General features: G+C 72.7%; 7 protein-coding genes. 1 reads left to right on the forward strand and 6 read right to left on the reverse strand.

All coding sequences use genetic code 11. From position 1 onward, the window contains the following. The first annotated feature begins 38 nt into the window (after window positions 1–38). On the forward strand, window positions 39–4,352 hold the full coding sequence (locus BUB75_RS11295; RefSeq protein WP_178379829.1) for an eCIS core domain-containing protein: 4,314 nt from the start codon (window positions 39–41) through the stop codon (window positions 4,350–4,352). Between the two features lie 110 nt (window positions 4,353–4,462). Here BUB75_RS11295 and BUB75_RS11300 read toward each other — a convergent pair whose 3' ends face one another. From BUB75_RS11300 to BUB75_RS11325, 6 genes are read right to left on the reverse strand one after another with little or no spacing between them, the layout of a single operon-like run. Continuing rightward, window positions 4,463–7,834: a DUF6519 domain-containing protein gene (locus BUB75_RS11300; RefSeq protein WP_073255550.1), complete on the reverse strand. Its 3,372-nt coding sequence runs from the start codon at window positions 7,832–7,834 to the stop codon at window positions 4,463–4,465. A 16-nt stretch (window positions 7,835–7,850) separates the two neighbouring features. Beyond that, a complete protein-coding gene (locus BUB75_RS11305) occupies window positions 7,851–11,132 on the reverse strand; it encodes a hypothetical protein (protein WP_143175146.1) in 3,282 nt (1,093 codons plus the stop codon). Continuing rightward, on the reverse strand, window positions 11,129–13,612 hold the full coding sequence (locus BUB75_RS11310; RefSeq protein WP_073255557.1) for a baseplate J/gp47 family protein: 2,484 nt from the start codon (window positions 13,610–13,612) through the stop codon (window positions 11,129–11,131). Before BUB75_RS11310 ends, BUB75_RS11305 begins: the two co-directional genes overlap by 4 nt. Then, on the reverse strand, window positions 13,609–15,975 hold the full coding sequence (locus BUB75_RS11315; RefSeq protein ID WP_073255560.1) for a baseplate J/gp47 family protein: 2,367 nt from the start codon (window positions 15,973–15,975) through the stop codon (window positions 13,609–13,611). The genes BUB75_RS11310 and BUB75_RS11315 overlap by 4 nt, the downstream gene beginning before the upstream one ends. Next, complete coding sequence (locus BUB75_RS11320; protein WP_073255563.1) at window positions 15,972–16,343, reverse strand: GPW/gp25 family protein; 372 nt, start codon at window positions 16,341–16,343, stop codon at window positions 15,972–15,974. Before BUB75_RS11320 ends, BUB75_RS11315 begins: the two co-directional genes overlap by 4 nt. Beyond that, complete coding sequence (locus tag BUB75_RS11325) at window positions 16,343–16,819, reverse strand: hypothetical protein (RefSeq protein ID WP_073255566.1); 477 nt, start codon at window positions 16,817–16,819, stop codon at window positions 16,343–16,345. Before BUB75_RS11325 ends, BUB75_RS11320 begins: the two co-directional genes overlap by 1 nt. Between the last annotated feature and the right edge of the window lie 2 nt (window positions 16,820–16,821).

Raw genomic sequence — 16,821 nt, forward strand, 5'->3', positions numbered from 1 at the left:
CGATGGCGCACCGTGGTGGCGCGTCCTACCGTCAGTACATGAACGGGCCTGGGCGCGCGCACCGGACGACGTCCGCGCCTGCCGCCCGCCCGTCCACGCCTCGACCGCGGCGTAGCCCCGCTCCACGACGGACCCCGGGAGAGCGGCGCACCACCCGGGACCGCCTGGCCACGGCTCTGAACCCGCCTGCCCGACCGGCCAAGGACGAACAGCTCGCGACGAAGGAGCCCGCGAACGGCGATCCGTCCTGGTCGACCCGGGCGCGCATCGTCGCCGCGGCGTCCCGGCAGGCGACGACCGCCCGGGCGGCGGGACGCCGACCGCCGGCTCGGGGCACCGGCCGCCGGTCGGCTCCGGCCCCGAGACCCCCGGAGCGGCGGCCGCCGCGCGAGGCCGCGGCTCCCGCTGAAGCGCCGGTCGTCGGCGAACGACGGCGCCCGGAGCGCGCCACCGCCCGCGGTCCACCGACTCCGGCCGATGACGCCCGGGTCAGCGGCGTCGTGCAAACCAAGCTCACCGTGAGCCATCCGACCGATCCCTGTGAGCGTCACGCCGACGCGGTCGCGGCGCGTGTCGTCCGGGGCGCCGCGGCTCCTGCCGCCGTCGGCCGGACGGCTTCGTCCGTCCTTCACCGGGCCGCCGCGCCCTCCCCCTCGTCACGCCTGCCCGCGGCCGTCTCCGCACTCGTCGGCTCGCCCGGCGGCGGACGACCGCTCGACCCGGCGCTCCGGGCCCGGATCGAACCGCACGTCGGCATCGACCTCGGCCACGTCCGCGTACGCCAGGACGCCGCCGCCGCAGCCGGCGCGCGGGACCTGCACGCGCGTGCGTTCACCTCCGGCGCCACCATTTATCTCGCCGCCGAGTCCTCCGCCTCCGACGTCGGCCTGATGGCTCACGAGGCGACGCACGTCGCCCAGCAGGATGCCTCCGTCGCCGCGCGCAGCACGGTCATGCGCGATGTGACGGACCTTCTCCCGGACATCTCGGTCGAGGACCTGATCCCCGACTGGATCCTGGACGCCGTCCGGAGCGCGGTCCGCGTCACCCCGGGCTACCTGCTGCTCAGCTACGTCACCGGCAGCGATCCGCTGACCGGCGAACCGGTGCAGGTCGGGCCCGAGGACCTCGTAGAGACGCTGCTCACGTTCGGTCCGTTCGGTGCCGCGGTCGGCGCCGCGCTGCAGGCCGTCGGGGTCCTGACCGACGTCGTCGGCATCATCCAGAGCCGCCTCGCCGCCCACAACCTGACGCTCGGGCGGGTCCTCGGAGACCTCAGCCGCGCCTGGGATCAGATGTCCGTCGGGCTCGGGGTCGCCGGCAACGTCGCGATTCTCGAACAGGTCGTCGCGGCGATCCTCCGCGACGTGCGCAGCTTCGTCGAGTCGCTCGTGGACTCCGTGCTCGCGCTGGTGCGGGACGCCGCCGTGGCCCTCGCCGAGTCGCTGCTCGCGTCGGCGGAGTTCGGACCGATCTGGAACCTGACCCGCAAGGTGCTCCATTACGACCCGCTGCGGGGCGTCGAGGTACCGGCCACCACCGCCGAGATCCTCGCCGACTTCCTCCGCCTGATCGGCCAGGAGCAGCGGCTGGCGCAGATGGAGGAACGCGGCACGCTGCAGACCACCGCGGACTGGCTGGACACCCAGCTCGCCACGTTCGCGGGTCTCGTCGTCGACCTGCGCCTGCTGTTCAGCGACGCCTGGGCGGCCATCGGCCCGGCCACGCTGCCCGAACTGCCCACCGTGCTCGGCGAGCTCGCCGGCCGGGCGGTCGCGCTGGCCGGACGCGTCGGCGAGTTCGCGGCAACCGTGATCGGAATGGTCCTCGAGCTGGTCAAGGACGCGCTGCTCGGCTGGCTCAGCGACACCGCCAAGGGCATGCCGGGCTTCCCGCTGCTGACCGTGATCCTGGCGCAGGACCCGTTCACCGGCGAACCCGTCGAACGCAGCGCGCAGAACCTCATCATGGGTTTCTTCACGCTGCTGCCCGGCGGCCAGGCAACCTACGACCAGCTCTCCGAATCCGGCGTGATCCCGGCCGCCGCGGAACGGATCGAGAGCGAGATGGTCCGGCTGGGGATCTCGCTCGAGATGGTCACCGGCCTGTTCCGCGGCATCTGGGACACGCTGAGCTTGGACGATCTCCTCGATCCGCTCGGCGCGTTCGCCCGGATCCTGACGCTGTTCGGCGAGCCGCTGTCCCGGCTGGTGATGTTCGTCGGCGTCGTCGTCGAGGTCGTCGTGACGCTGATCCTGAAGCTGATGAACTTCCCGTCGGAGTTGCTGGGCAGCATCCTTAGCCACACCCTGCAAGCGATCGACGACATCACCCGGGACCCGGTCGGCTTCCTGGTCCGCATGGTCGAGGCGCTCAAGCTCGGCTTCGTCGGCTTCTTCGACCACATCGGCGGCTACCTGATCGACGGGCTGGTCGCGTGGCTCTTCCGTGGCCTCGGTCAGCTCGGGATCACGCTCCCCACCGACCTGAGCCTGGGCTCGATCCTCGGGCTGATCGCGGCGGTGCTCGGCCTGACCGCGGAGCACCTGTGGGACAAGCTCGGCCAGCACCTCGGGCCGGAGCGAGTGCAGCAGATCCGCACGGCACTGGACACGCTGACCGGCGTCTGGGCGTTCATCCAGGAGGTCCAGCGCGACGGCCTGGCGGCGATCTGGCGATACGCGGCCGATCAGCTCAGCACGCTGTGGAGCACGCTGCTCGGGATGGCCACCGAGTGGATCATGAAGACGATCATCGTCAACGCCACGGTGAAGCTGCTGAGCTTCCTCGACCCCTCCGGGATCATGGCGATCATCAACGGCTGCGTGGCGTTCTTCAACCTGGTGGTCTCCGCGATCGAGTATCTGCGCGATCTGCTCGAGGTGCTCGACCGGTACGTGTCGACGCTGGCCGCGGTGGCGGCGGGCAACGTGGTTCCCGGCGCGCAGATGCTCGAGCGGGGGCTGGCGAGCATCGTCCCGATCGCGATCGGCTTCCTCGCCAAGCAGCTCGGGCTGGGCAACGTCCCGGACAAGATCGTCGAGCTGATCGGGCACGTGCGGGCGGTCGTCGACAAGGCCATCGATTGGCTGATCACCCAGGCGATCCGGCTCGGTCAGGCGGCCCTGAACGCCCTCGGCCTCGGCACCGAGAAGAAGGCCGCCGGGGCAGCACCGGGCGATGTGGACCGCCCGGTGACGGTGGCGCACGAGGCCCACGTGATCCGCGCCCACCGCGAGGGCAACGACCTCCAGATCCTGATGTCCAGCGACCGGTTCGCCATCATCGACCAGCAGCTGGACGTCATCCGCAAGCACTTCGTCGACGACTTCTTGAAGAACCAACCGGACGAGGCGAAGACCCTCGACAGCCATCTGAACGGCATGAAAAAAGAGAAGGGCGATCTGCGTTCGCAGTACAACGCGGAGCAAGACCTCGACAAACGGGAGAAGATCGTCACGGACGGCCTCGCCCGCTTCCATGATCAATTCACGTTCCTGGACGAGTACCTCGAGACGTTCATCGGCCCCTGGGCCACGGTCCGGCTCGGCGACATCGTGGAATACCCCGATCCGGATCCGGAGCGCGGCAGGACCTTGGCGACGGTCACGAAGATCATGGACCATGGGCCACTCGGTCTGGGCATACAGGCGCGGCCCGCGTACGAGAATCCGAGGGGCCACCGCGTGCCCGCGGACCAAGTGCCGTGGTGGGCGACGGGAAGGAGGCACGACCCCGGCGCCTTCGTGCTGCCCTACTCCCGATACGGCGCCGATCCCAAGGAGTGGATACGCGTCACCGGCGATCTGCCGCTCATGCCGGGAGGAAAAGACAACCCGTTCCTCGTCGCCTGGCCCAAACCGGCGTGGAACAACTATCCCCCACTCTTCGTGGGTCCTCCCAGCTCGACGTACGTGTCGCAAAGTTCGCTGGCTGCCCGCCACGCCGCGAAAGATCCCACGGTCACGAAGTTCGGCCCGGGGGGCGGAACGCTCGGCGCCGCGGACATCGGCATCAAGGACCCGTACCGGCTGAAGCTTCATGACCGCGTGGGACCGCTGAGCGTCCGGACCACTCCCGGCGGGGGGAAGCTTCTCCGTGTCCTCGACCCGTACGGCTTCAATTCGACGCGGGACGGGCTCCAGGGCGACCACGTCCAGGACATTCAAATGGGGGGCGAGGACGAGTTGGCGAACCTGTGGATTTTGGACACAGCAACGAATACGCGGGCGGGTACCGCGCTCGCGAATGCTCCCGCTCGCTTCCGTGACGGCAAGAGCCCCGGAATCGTTCAGGACTTCAAGAGGTTCACCGGCCTCAAGTTCTACTTCGAGATCGACTCGATGAAGTGACGAACGAGTACAGGCGCCGCACCGTGGCGCGACGCCTGTACTTGGGGACACGAACTCCGTACGACGTGCCCCTTTTTCAGAGACACGACCGAACACCGAGGCTTACGACGCTACCAGTTGACGGTCTCCGGAGTCGGCGCTCCGACCACCGAGACGTGTGCGTTCTCCGCGACCGTCCACCGCCAGCCGGCGTTCTTCGCCTCGCCGAAGTTCGTCGCGTGCGCCACGACTCCTCGCCGAGTGCCGATGCACGCGTTGTCCCGGAGCCGAACCAGCGGGCCGAACGTCCCGTGCACGCGGATGCCGTCCAGCGGACCGGTCAGTTCACCCCACTCCGGCGCCTCCGGCCAGACCAGCTCGACCAGGTTGTCGCTGAGGTTGGCGTGGAAGACGCTGCCGACGAAGATCCCGTGCCGCTGCGGCGACAGGCTCGGCACCCGCAGCCGCACGACGTTGCCGGAGATCACGACGTGATGGGCGATCCCACGGCGGCCGCCTGATCCGCTGGCACCCACATGGATGCCCTGGACGAACCCGGTCACCCGATTCCCCACGATCCTCAGCTCCGGCCGGGCGTCCCCGAGCAGCACCCGCGGCTGCGGAAACCGTGGATCGATCCGGGTGGCCAGACCACCGATCACGATGCCCTGCGCACCGGCGGTTCTGCTGTTCCGCCGGACGACTTGGTCGGCCAGCACCGCGAGTTGGTTCCTCAGCTCCCCCGGCAGCGTCTGGTTGCTCGTGTCGAACAGCGCGGGCACGAGCTTCCGGCGGAGCCGGTGCAGGTTCGCCCGCAGGAAGCCGTCCGGCGCCTCGGACTGCGACCAATCCCCCGGCATGGGGTTCGTGTCGAGGACGCGACGCCAGTGCTCGGAATCCAGCGGCAGCGCGGTGGAGAACGTGATCCATTTGTTGCCCCAGCTGGTGCGGTGCGCGATGAACCGGCGGCGCCCACCGGCCGGCTCCACCTCACCGATGGCTTCGTTGCCGCCGACCAGCAGGTTGTCGTTGGCCTCGTCGGTCTCGCCGAGCACGATGTCGTCGAGGAGCAGCCGGGCGATCCGGCCGCGCGGCCGGTCGGCCAGCGACTCCAGCAGCTTGAACGGCTCCGACGGGCAGACGACGTCGTTGCCGGTGAGGTCGGCGGTCGCCGCGCCGACGAGGAGCAGCCCGGTGTCCGCGTGGCCGACCTCGATCCGGCAGTCACGGACCCGTACGGCCGGCGCCGCGGGGGCGACAGCCGTGGTCTGGAACGAGACCGCGGTGGTCACCCGCGCCGGCGCCTGGGCGGTGGAGACCGTGACGCGCTCCAGGTCCAGGCCCGCGCAGCTGGTGACGGTCAGCGCTCCGGGTCGCCCGGAGCCGTCCAGGTTGCCCGGGCCTCCGGCGATCGCCAGATCCTGCAGCCGGACCGTGCCGCACCCGGTGAACTGCAACGCGATGGCAAAATCGCCGGCGACCAGCCGGGTCGCCGAGCCCGCCCCGGTGAGGATCAGGTCGCCCTTGCCGCTGACCTGGACGGTGCGGTCGAGCTGCCAGGTCCCGGGGTGGATGCACAGCCGGGCGCTACCACCGGCCGGAATCGTGTCGAACCGCTCCTGCAGGTCGTGTTCCGGCCGGATGATGATCTCGCCGCAGCTGGAGTCGACGACCAGCGGCGGCCGCTCGAACAGCTCGTCGAGCGCCTCCTGCACGGTATCGCTCGCGCTGCCGACCCGCCCACCGTCGAAGTCGACGTCGTCGGCGTCCACGTCGTCGGGGCGTGGGAATCGTTCGTCCAGCCAGGACAGCAGGCGCAGCGGTTGAGTGGGGCCGGTGAACTCGAGCAGGGCCAGCGGCGCGAAGCGCCGCTCCGGCCCGTGCGGGTCCGGCCGCCACGGGCCGTTGGCGTTCTCGCCGCGCACCCGCGCCTCGTACTGCCACCATTGGCCCGAGCGATACGTCCCGCCGTGGGACAGCGTCACCGTCAAACCGTCTTCGAGGACGTGAGGCCCGGCGCCATCCGGTTCGAGCGTGCCGTGCCAGCGGCGCACTTTCAGCACCGCGACATCCGGATCGCCGTAGCGGCGGTCGAGCGCGACGGTCCGGGCCGGATCGTCCAGGTCGGCGAGCCGGAACGCGACGTCACCACCGTCGGCACCGCTGCGGATCGCGGCGAGTTGCCCGAGCTGGCCCACGGCCCGCTCCGCGGGCACGAAGCCGTCGACGCTCACCGACCCGAGCGCGCTGTCACCGAGGTCGACGACCGAGCTGAGTACCTCGACCACATCACCGGCCGACAGCGGCGCCCCGGCGTCGAAGAGGAAACTCCCGTCGTCGTCCAGCCGTGCGGCGAAGAGTTCCGAGCCGTTGTCGCGTGACCATTTGAACAGCGCCGACGCGAGCGGCCCGCCGCGGTGTACCTCGATCCGGTAGAGCCGGTTGTCGGCCCCGGAGTACCCGGCCAGGTCAGGCAGCGCGCACGGGTCGGTGACCTGCGTCGCCGGCGGCACGTCGATCGTCACCGTGCCGTTGGACGCGACGGGCTCGCCGAACGCGGCGCCGACGTCAGCCGGGGTCAACCCCGGCGCGACCGGTGCGATCTTGACCTGGCCGACGAGCTGGGTGCGGCTCGCCGTGTCCGAGCCCAGCGCCTCCTCGCGCAGGCCCGGATCCTCCACCGCGGTGACGTGTCGCTCCCACACCTCCAGGTAGGCGGCGATCCGGTCGCCGACCGCGAGACCGGACGGTGCGACCAGACCGTCCAGCACCGGGGCGCCGTCCCACCGGAACCCGGCGCCGACCGGAAAGCTCGCGAACGGGAACTGTCCCCCGCCGGACGCGCTGACGAACAGGCCGTCGACCTGATAGCTGCCGGGCGCCACCCAGAACGTCGGCCGCGTCTCCGCGTCTTCGTCTTGTTCGAGCAGGTAGAGCCAGACGGTCTTCCGCGCGGGCAACCCGATGTCGAGATCCTGGAACCCGCCGGAGCCGGGGGCGAACTCGACCCGGACGGGAGCGTCCGGACTCGCCGGTGCCAGCGACACGGCGACGCCGTTGACCCGGATCGTGACCGGCTCCTCGACCCGCGCCCACAGCGCGAGGCGGAACCCCGGGCGGTTGTCGGCCGGTTGCAGCAGCGGAATCTGGACCACCGCGTCCTGGCCGGACGAAGTGACCTGCAACGCCGGGTACCGGTCAGCGAACCGATGCCGGTAGTCGAGACAGACCTTGGGGTTGCCCTGAGCGACCCGCAGGCCGTCCAGAGCCTCCGCGAATACGATCAGCAGGCGGCCGGGAGTGACCAGGAATCCCAGGTCCGGGCTGCCTGCGGCGGTGCCCAGCCCGCGGGCGACCGTGCGGGTCTCGCCCAGGACGGCGTCCACCAGCGACGCGACGTCGCTGTCCAGGACCGGGGAGCCCATCTCGAGCAGCACCCGGCGGTACTCGCGGCCCCGTTTGCGGTCCGGCTCGTGCCCGCGAGACAAGTCGCCGTTGACCATGTGCGCGCGGCCCCCTTCAGTCGATCCGGATGATGCCGGTGACCAGCCCGGCGGGCGTGAACTCGTCCAGCCGACCGGCGAGGCCGGCCAGCCGGGCGCTGAGCTGGTTGGTCCCGAACGCGCCGATCTCGGTCCCGCTCTCCGCTCCGCGGGTCAGCGCCGGATCGGAGTCCGCGCGCAGCCGCCACCACGCGGGATCTCGCCGGTTCCGGGACACCACGCGCACCGGCGTGTCGACCGTGACCCGGTGGACCTGCGGCAGCGTCGACGTCGACGTCGACGTGGCACGGCTGTAGCGGACGCAGCCGGAGAAGCGATCCGTGACCGTGACCTTGCTGTCGAAGATCACTTCGGACGCCTCGAGCACGCGCGCCGTGACCTCGCCTCCCACCGAGACGCGCTCGAGCTCCGCCCGGCCGACCGGAACCTCCAGCGCCGGGCCGGAATCGGCGTCGACGATGCTGTCGACGATCCGCAGGACGCCCGGGCCGGCGAGGCGGAGCCCCGCGGTCGCGCACCGATTCACGGTGACCGCCGAGCCGTCGGGCAGGCCCGCGAACTCGAGCCGGTTCTCGGCATGCAGCACCGTGCACAGGTCCAGCGTGACCTCGCGGGCCGGCGGCAGCGTCGTCCCGCCCCACCCCGCCCCGCCGAGCGCCAGACCGCAGAGCGCGAGGCGCGTATAGACGGCGGGCGTCCCGCCCCAGCCGGTCAGAGGGTCGATCAGGACCGTCGGCCGCTCGCGTTCAGCGGCTTGGATCGTCAGCGACAGCGTCGCATCGGCCGGGCCGGGCGGCCAGACCGGTGCCTCACCGGGGTAGGTCGCGCTGTCCTCGAACTGGACGACCTCGTGCAGCGCCGTACCCGGCGGGGCTCCTGCCCACTTCGCCGCGATCGCCGCGAGCGCGGCCGAGAGGGACGCATGACGGGGAATCGTGTGCCAGGTGGCCGGTGCGTCCGGGTGCAGTACCCCGGACCGGGAGACCAGCTGCGTCGGACGTGCCAGCCGCCGGTCGAGGACGGGCTCGCGGGCGGCCGGTAGCGCGCCGATGTGCATGGTGGCGCCCTGCTCGAGGTCGACGGTGACCGACGGCGGCACCGGTGGCACCCCGTCGGGCCAGGTCTGCGGCGGCTCGTCGGCACAGAACGCGAACAGCCCGTGCTCGACGTCGACGTCCAGGTGACCGGGCGGGGTGAGCGCCAGCAGCCGCGGCGGGGTCGCCGACGGGTCCTCCCGGTCCCAGGCGCACAGCCGCCGCCCGTGCACCCGCCTGCGGCGCAGCGCGGCGGCGCCGGCGATCGGTGCGACATCGCCGAGCGAGGCGCGCCGGTCGGCCGTGGACCGGGATGCCCAGGTGGAGCCGTCGACGCCGACCCGGACGGCGTCGCTGGCGGCCGCGAACACCGCTTCGGTGGCCCAGCCGTCGTCCGGTGGCCGGGGTGCGGCGTCCAGCTGGGGTAGGTGGATCAGGACCGTCTGCCCGTCGTCGCCGGTCCAGGCGACCTCACCGGGACAGAGCGTCGCGGCCGGGTCGGACGACTCGAATCGGACGGCGAGCGCGACCCGCCCGGGGTTGGCGTCCCGTTCGGCGGCGACCAGCGGGAACTCGTCCGCGGCGGCCACCGGCCGACCCGCCCGATCGAGGGCCGTCCAGGTGCCCGACCGTGGATCGCCGCCGGACCAGGCCAGACGCTGGAACGGCCGGAAGTCCGGCGTCCCCGGCGCGTCGATCTGCATCGCGAACGCGAGCGCGCAGCGGGCGGACCCGGCGACGTCGGCGAAGTCGTCGCCCACCCGGCGGATCGGCGCGGCACCGTGCAGGACCGCCGGTCCGCGGCCGGAGGCGGACGGGACGCGGCTGAGCAACCGCGGCTCGGCGCGCACGGGCGACGGCGGCCAGGCGGCACCCGGCCCGACGCTGAGCAGCGCGTCGGGCGCCAGCCGCAACGCACCCGCGACACGGGGCATCGGCGTCGCGCCCTCGTACAGGCTGCCGTCGAGCGCGACGAGCAGGAGCCGCTCCCCTCCCACCTCCAGCGGCGGAATCCGGACGTGCAGCGCCCCCCGGAGGAAGCCCTCCGCGATCAGCGCCGAGTCGTCGACGGCGGCAGCGCCACCGGGCGCGTCCGCGGACAGCTCCAGCACCGCGCCGGGAAAGTGCCGTCCGGAGGCGCCGTCGGGCAGCGAGAGGCGGACGGCCGGGGTCCGCTGGCCACCCGGATCGTTGCCGGTCGTCGTGGATGTCGCCCCGGCGGCGTCCAGCTCGACGCCGGCGACCGCGGCGAACGACCCGGCCTGCCAGGACCCGGCGGTCGCTCCCGCGACGGTGGCCAGCCCCAGCTCGACCCGCACCGGCCCGCGCCACCCACGCGAGGGCTGCTCCAGGACCGTGACTCGCGCCGTTCCCCGGCACAGCTGCCGGCCGGCGACGCGGACGGACGGCTCCCGGCCGACCACACCGGTGGACGCGAGGGCGGCGGGCACACCGCAGATCCGGATCGTGAAACCGCCGGGCCGGCGCCCGAACCAGCGTCCGGGGTCGGCGGCGAAGTGCTGCGGCGGGATCCGGTCGACGTAGGCGTCGGTCGACTCGGCGGTCCACCCGGCCCGGATCGCCTGGCGGGCACCGAGCGGGTCGACCGAGAACCGCACGTCGGTCCCGGCGCCCGTCCGCTCGTGCGCGGTGCCCTCCCGCAGCGGGAACGTGACGGTCGGGAACAGCCAGTGTGCGAGGTGGCGGGGGTGGCGCCGTCCGGTGGTGGCCGATATCGCGCGCACGTCGACGGTGTGCGCCAGCGCGTCGAGTGGCCCGGTGGCCTGCTCGGCCACGATCGGGGGCCGCAGGTCGGGCATCACCCGGTCCGGCCGGAGCAGGTCGAGGTCCTGGGTGACCAGGACCCGTTTCCAGCCCTCCTGCAGCACGACCGGCGCTCCGGTCAGCTCCACGCCCATCTCGGCCAGCGCCGCCGGTGTGCCCTTCCGCCGCCGCCAGCCCACCGTGCCCCGGACGTCGCGCCGGTTGGACGGAGCGTCCGGAAAGATCAGGCTGGTACCGACCATCGCGGCCAGCTGCGGGATCATCCGATCGTCGGCGGTGTCGATGAACAGGTCGGCGTGCAGCTCCGCGATGCTCTGGCGGATCACCGCCGGCGGCACCGCGAGGACCGTCAGCAGCGCGCGTAGCTCGCCACGTCCGGTGGGCGGCTCGTCCGCGATCCGGTACATGGCCGGCAGCGCGTCGTAGAGGCGGCCGGCGAGCTCGGCCAGGAGCTCCGGGTCGAACGGGTAGTCGTTCACGACGCCCTCCGCGCGGTTCCGAGCGTCACGGTCAGGTTGCGCGGTTCCAGCCGGAGCCACTCGTCCACGTCGGCCGGCACCACGTCGGCGAGCTGTCCGGGGTTCCTCGAGTCGAACCGGCGGATCCGCACGCCGACCACCCCGTCCACGGCCTCCAGCCGCCCGTAGACCTCGCTGAGGTAAGCCGGCTGGCCGAGCTCTCTCGCCGGGAACGTGAACAGCCCGGCCTCGCCGCACAACGCGTCCCGGACCGACTGCTGGACGGCCTCGGGCAGCCGGGACGGGTCTGGTTCGACGTCGACGGTGAGGACCAGATCACGGGCCGCCGGACCACGCAGGACCAGCGGAATCCCGGTGTCGCGGCGGGCGTCGAGGAACGCCCGGACGCTGTCCAGGGTGGGCGGTGTGTCGCCGCTGGAGGTGGCCACGACCAGCACGGCACCACGCACCTGGTCCCAGCGGGCCGCGGCGCGGGCGATACCGGGAATCGTGAGCGCGAGATCCGCCAGATCCGCGATCGACACCGCGCGATCGAACGTCCGGATCCAGCGGGTCGACTGGGACCGGATCGCGGACGCACCGGCCGGCTCCGCGCCGCCGGACACCGCGGTGAGGTTGACGACCCGGTCGAGCAGCGGGTGCGCGCGGGTGACCCGGCTGATCGCACCGGGCGCAGCGTCGCCCGCGCGTCCCAGCCCGACCCGGTACACGGCCTCGATCGAGCGCCGTCCCGCAGGTGGCACGGCGCCGCTCCGGCCGTCGCCGAACACCACGGTCGACGCCTGGGTCTCGTCGGTCACCAGCCGGTAGTGACGGTCGTCCGGACCGCTGAGCGCGAAGTCGGCCACCCGGTCCCAGAGCACGCCGTTCACCCGGATCTCGACCTGCGGACGGCCACCGCTGACGTCGGACAGCACGGTGATCGGCGACTCGCGCAGCGTCAACCGCTGGAACGGGGTGACGCCGTCCGAGGCGAGCGTCTCGCGCACGGTCCGGCCGTGCGACACCCGCACCACGTTCCCGAAGATCGTGAGCCGGTCGAGACGCCAGCCGCCGGGCGGCGTCGGGGTCACCGGATCCCAGGTGAAACGCGTGACGCCGCGATCGGTGTCGAGTGTGGCCGTACGAACCGCGACGACCTGCGTGACGGCACCCGCCGGATCGCTGAACACCAGCGGGCGGCCGGGAGTGAGCGCGGGCAGCAGCCCGGTGAGCTCGACCGACTCGGTGACCGGACCGTCGTTCGGCTCGGTCGCGGCCAGCGGTACCCGGGTCTCCCAGCCGGCCAGCCACCGGACCGGCAGCGTTTGCGCGGTGCGCTTGATCAGGTCGCCGGCCGCGGTGCGCAGCGTCAGCACGGTGACCGTGCCGGCCACGTGGCCGCCGACCGTCACCTTCTCCTTGTCGGCCGACGTCGTGACCGTCGTCTCGAAGCCGTTGCCCTTCGGGGTGACCGTGACGATCTGCTTCGGGAACTCCTCGGTGACCTCGCGGCGGAACGTCACGGTGGCGACGCGCTCGCTGTCGACGGCCAGCACCGTCGGACCGGCGGCGGTCATCCGCACCACGTGCCCCGGCCCGAGCGGGCGGCGGAGCTCCTCGGACAGGTAGATATCGGTGTCCCGGTACTCGCCCGGCGAGATCGTGTACCAGAACTTCGGACTGTCCTTGGGCGGTACGCCGCCCGCCGCTTGCAGCGCCGACGGCGGGAACAGGACCGGGTCGGCCGTCGCGCCGAACGACGCGAGTGCGTGTGCCGGGTGGGCGAGCACGACCGGGGGCGTAGCGGTGGACAGATCGATGGCGAACCCGATCGGCCGGTCGAAGCGCACCCTGGTGGCGTCCAGTTCCTCGGTCACCTCGGTGACGACGAGCCCCGCCCACGAGGTGCCGGTCAACGCCACGACGTCTCCCGGAGCCAGGCCGTGCCCGACGCCTTGGAGCCGCACCTGGCGGGCGCCCGCGCCGACCACGACCGGCCGCTGCGCGCGCCGGGGAGTCAGCGTGTTCAGCGCCGCGTCGACGAGGACGTCGTCCTGCGTCTCGTAGTCCTGCGCCGTGGCCTCACCCTGCGGCACGCTGGCGAGCGATAGCCCGGCGGTGACCGTACCGTCCACCGACGGCTTGGTGATCAGCACGACGTGCCCGGAGGCGGCCAGGCCGGGGTCCGGTTCGGCGGCCAGCCGGTGCGCGTGCCGCACCAGGCTTCCGGGTGTCTGCGCCGTCCCGATGAACGACTCGGCGGCGTAGTGCCGTTGGTAGACCGACAGCACGTGCCCGACCAGCGAGGACAGCTCCATCAGCGTCCGGGCCACGTCGGGCCGACCGTCCGCCGGACGCCCCAGGTGGGTGGCGGCGGCTTGTTCGGAGAGGCCGAGCAACTCGGCGTAGGCCAGCGGCAGGTAGTCGGCCCGGCCGGGATCGCCGCTCCGGGCTTCGCCGGTCGACCGGGACGAATGCGGGCGCGGCGGGCGGCTCATGAACCCACCCCGGCGTTCTCGTCGATCACGAACGCGGTGCCGTCGGCGTCCAGGCCCACCACCCGCACCTCCAGCGTGCCGTTCTCGGGCAGGTCGGGGTCGGCGTCCAGCCGGGCGACCTTGGTCAGCCCCAGGCCGATGACGTTCAAGACCGCGGGCCCGGTGCGGTCGGCCAGCCGCCGGAACGTCGTCGCCTTCACCGACCGGACGCCCGGCACGCTCTGGACGAACGCCAGCAGGTCACCGAGCCGGACGGCGTCCCCGAAGCTGAGCCGGTCAGGATGGAACCAACCCGGGTGCCCGGCGGACCCCGGCCGGAGTTCGGCCAGCACCCGGTCGCGGACGCGCTGCTGGTCGGTGCCGGGCTGCGCGCAGACCAGGAGCTCCACCTCCAGCGGCACGTACTCGGCACTGAGCACGACGTGCTCGCGACCGGCCATCCGCAGAGCGTCGAGGTGCGCGCTGACCCGTAGCCGGAGTTCCTCGTCCAGGACGGCGCCGCCGGCCGGATCGACGAGCACCAGCACCGTGTTGAACGGCCCGCCCGCCTCTCGGGCGGCCGCGCGGCCGACGCCGGGGACCTGCGCGGCGACCGCCGCGTAGTCCGCGAGCGCGACCGCGCGCTGCAGCGGCCCGTGGCGCAGCGAGGCGGGCAGATCCTGCCGGATCCGGTCCTGCGTGGCCGGTGCCCGGCCCGCCGTCGCGGGCAGCACGTTGGTCACGGTGACGCCGCCGAGCGCGTCGAGCGCCGAGCGGTCGGCGCCGGATCCTGGGGCGACGATGTCCACCAGCGTGCCGATCCCGACGTTGCCGACCAGCGGATCACCCAGGCGATAACGCAGTTCGATGCGGACGGTGGGCTGTCCGGCGTCGTCCAGAGTGATCTCGTGGCCGTCGACGCCGTCGCCGAAGCGGAGCCAGACCGCTCCCTCCTCGTCCGCCGCCGCGGTGTAGTGCAGGTCGTACGACCGGGACCGGTGCAGGTGCTCGACCCGGGTCCACACCTCGTCGTTCACCAGGACGTCCACCGCGGGGCTTCCGTCCTCGCCGTCGTGGACCACCGGCCACTCCGGCACGCGCAGCGCCCGCAGGAGCCGGCTCCCCGCGGGGCCGCGCGCCGCGATGCTCGTGTGTCCGCTGATCGGGATCCCGATCTCCCCCGGTGGCAGCCGCCCCACCCCTGGCGAGAACGTCGCGCGCCGCGGCGTCCCGAAGCGGGCGTCGGCGCAGTTCGCGTGCAGCGCGAGCCGCTCGGGGCCCCACGGGCGCAGGGCCTGGACGAGAGGCTCGGCCCACCGCAGCCGGGTGACCGCCGCCGGAGCATCCGTGTCCGGATCGAACGAGTCCTCCGGCCGCGCCACCCAGCCCGGTTCGAGGATCCGCTGCGGCGCCTCGGAGACCGTGACGACCTGGGCGAACGTCCCCTGCACGAACGCGAGCCGGTCCCCGTCCCGAAGCTGGGCGTCGTGACCCCAGAGCAGCACTTCGCGCGCGCCGCGCGGCACCAGCGCGTCCTGGGCGCCGGGGAACGCGGCGACGCGCAGCCGGTCGGTGGCGTTCTCGGCGACGACCCGGGTGCGTGCCGTCACCGTGAACGTCACCGGGACCTCGTCGGGCGCCGTCCGCATCCGCACCGGCAGGCCGGCGGGCACAAACCCGGTCTGCGCCGGGCTGAACGACAGCACCGTGACCGGCGCCCGGCCGTCGTCGAGGCGGGTCCCGAGCAGTGCCGCGTGCTGCCGGAGCGAGAACCGCTGCCGGGCGGTGTCGACGAACGCCTCACCGGCGACGCGGTCCTGGTAGTAGCTGGTCATGTCGCCGGCCCAGGCGAGGAGTTCGAGCAGGACGCGTTCGAACGCGGCCGACGAGAGGTCGGTCATCGACGGGTTGGTGACCGTGACCCAGTCCGACAGCAGGGCGACGAACTGGTGGTAGTCCTTGGAGAGCAGGTCGACCGCGGGCGGCCGCATCGGAGCGGACGTCGCGGTGATCGGGGACTCCCGGCAGTCACCGCAGGGGCAGTCGATCGTGAACCGGAACTGCGCGGCGGCGAAGAACGGGTGGAGCCGGGCTCCACCACCGTCGGTGAGCGCGATCGTGTACGGCGAGTGGTCACCCAGACCGTCGAACTCGACGTCCACGGTGCGGCTGCCGACGGTCACCGTGTGGGGCGGCGGAGGCAGGCGCCTACCGCCCTCGACCACGACGTCGTCCGCGCTCAGCCCGGCGGCCGGCTGGTTGAGGTGCGCGGTCACGGTCGCACCGGCCCCGTCGGGCAGGAACGCGATCGACAGGAACCGGATGCCCTGCCAGGCCGTACCGTCGAGGCGGCCACCGTCCCAGACCAGCGGCGCCCCGGTCACAGCTCGATCTCCAGGATGCGAGCCGACCGATCGACGCGGCGGCGGTAGCTGATCGTCACCAGGAGCTGGCCGCCCGCCGGGTCGGCGTCCACCGTGACCGCGTCGATCACGGCCTCGCCGCCGAGTTCGCGGCGCATGCCCTCGGCGATCCGGAACTCGACCGCCGCCACGGTCAGGTCGTCGAGCTGCTCGAACACACTGCGGGTGAGCCCGACCCCGAAGCGCGGCTGGTTGACGCGTTCCCCCGGCGCGGTGAACAGCACCGCGAGGATCTTGTCCCGCAGGTGGCGATCGGCGTCGTCGGTGACCGCGATCGCCCCACGCTCGTCGCGGAGCGCGAACGGCTGGTAGAGGAACAGGCCGGCCATCACGTCACCGGTACCGGGGGTCCGACGACGGGTGGGAACACGACGATCGTCGAGAGCGCGAGCAGGTGGATCCCGCTCGCGATCCGGTCCGCGCGCTGGACGACGCCGGAGTCGACGTCGGCGAACACCGCGCCGAACGCCGTCTGCGCCGCGCTGGTGGCGGCCGGGGGTGAGGCGGTGCCGGGGCCGAAGACCTGGCCGGTGAGGTATCCGGTCAGCGCCAGGGCGAGCTGGGTGCCGGCCACGGACGGGTTTCCTGCCGCGAGCGCCCCGCCGGCCGCCGCCGCCAGCTGCGGACGCCGTGCCGCCGCGGTCGTGCACGGGAACGCCCCGGCGGTGGCGGCCGCGAACCAGTCCGCGACCGTGCCCGCGAACGTGTCGCCGGACTCCGCCGCGCTGGCCGGGAACGAACCGCCGTCGGACGGCAGCCAGCCGGTCTGCAGCGACGCGGCGAGGGCGCTGGGGACGAGAACCACGG

Origin of the sequence: Cryptosporangium aurantiacum (genome assembly GCF_900143005.1) — a bacterium.
Classification (GTDB): domain Bacteria; phylum Actinomycetota; class Actinomycetes; order Mycobacteriales; family Cryptosporangiaceae; genus Cryptosporangium; species Cryptosporangium aurantiacum.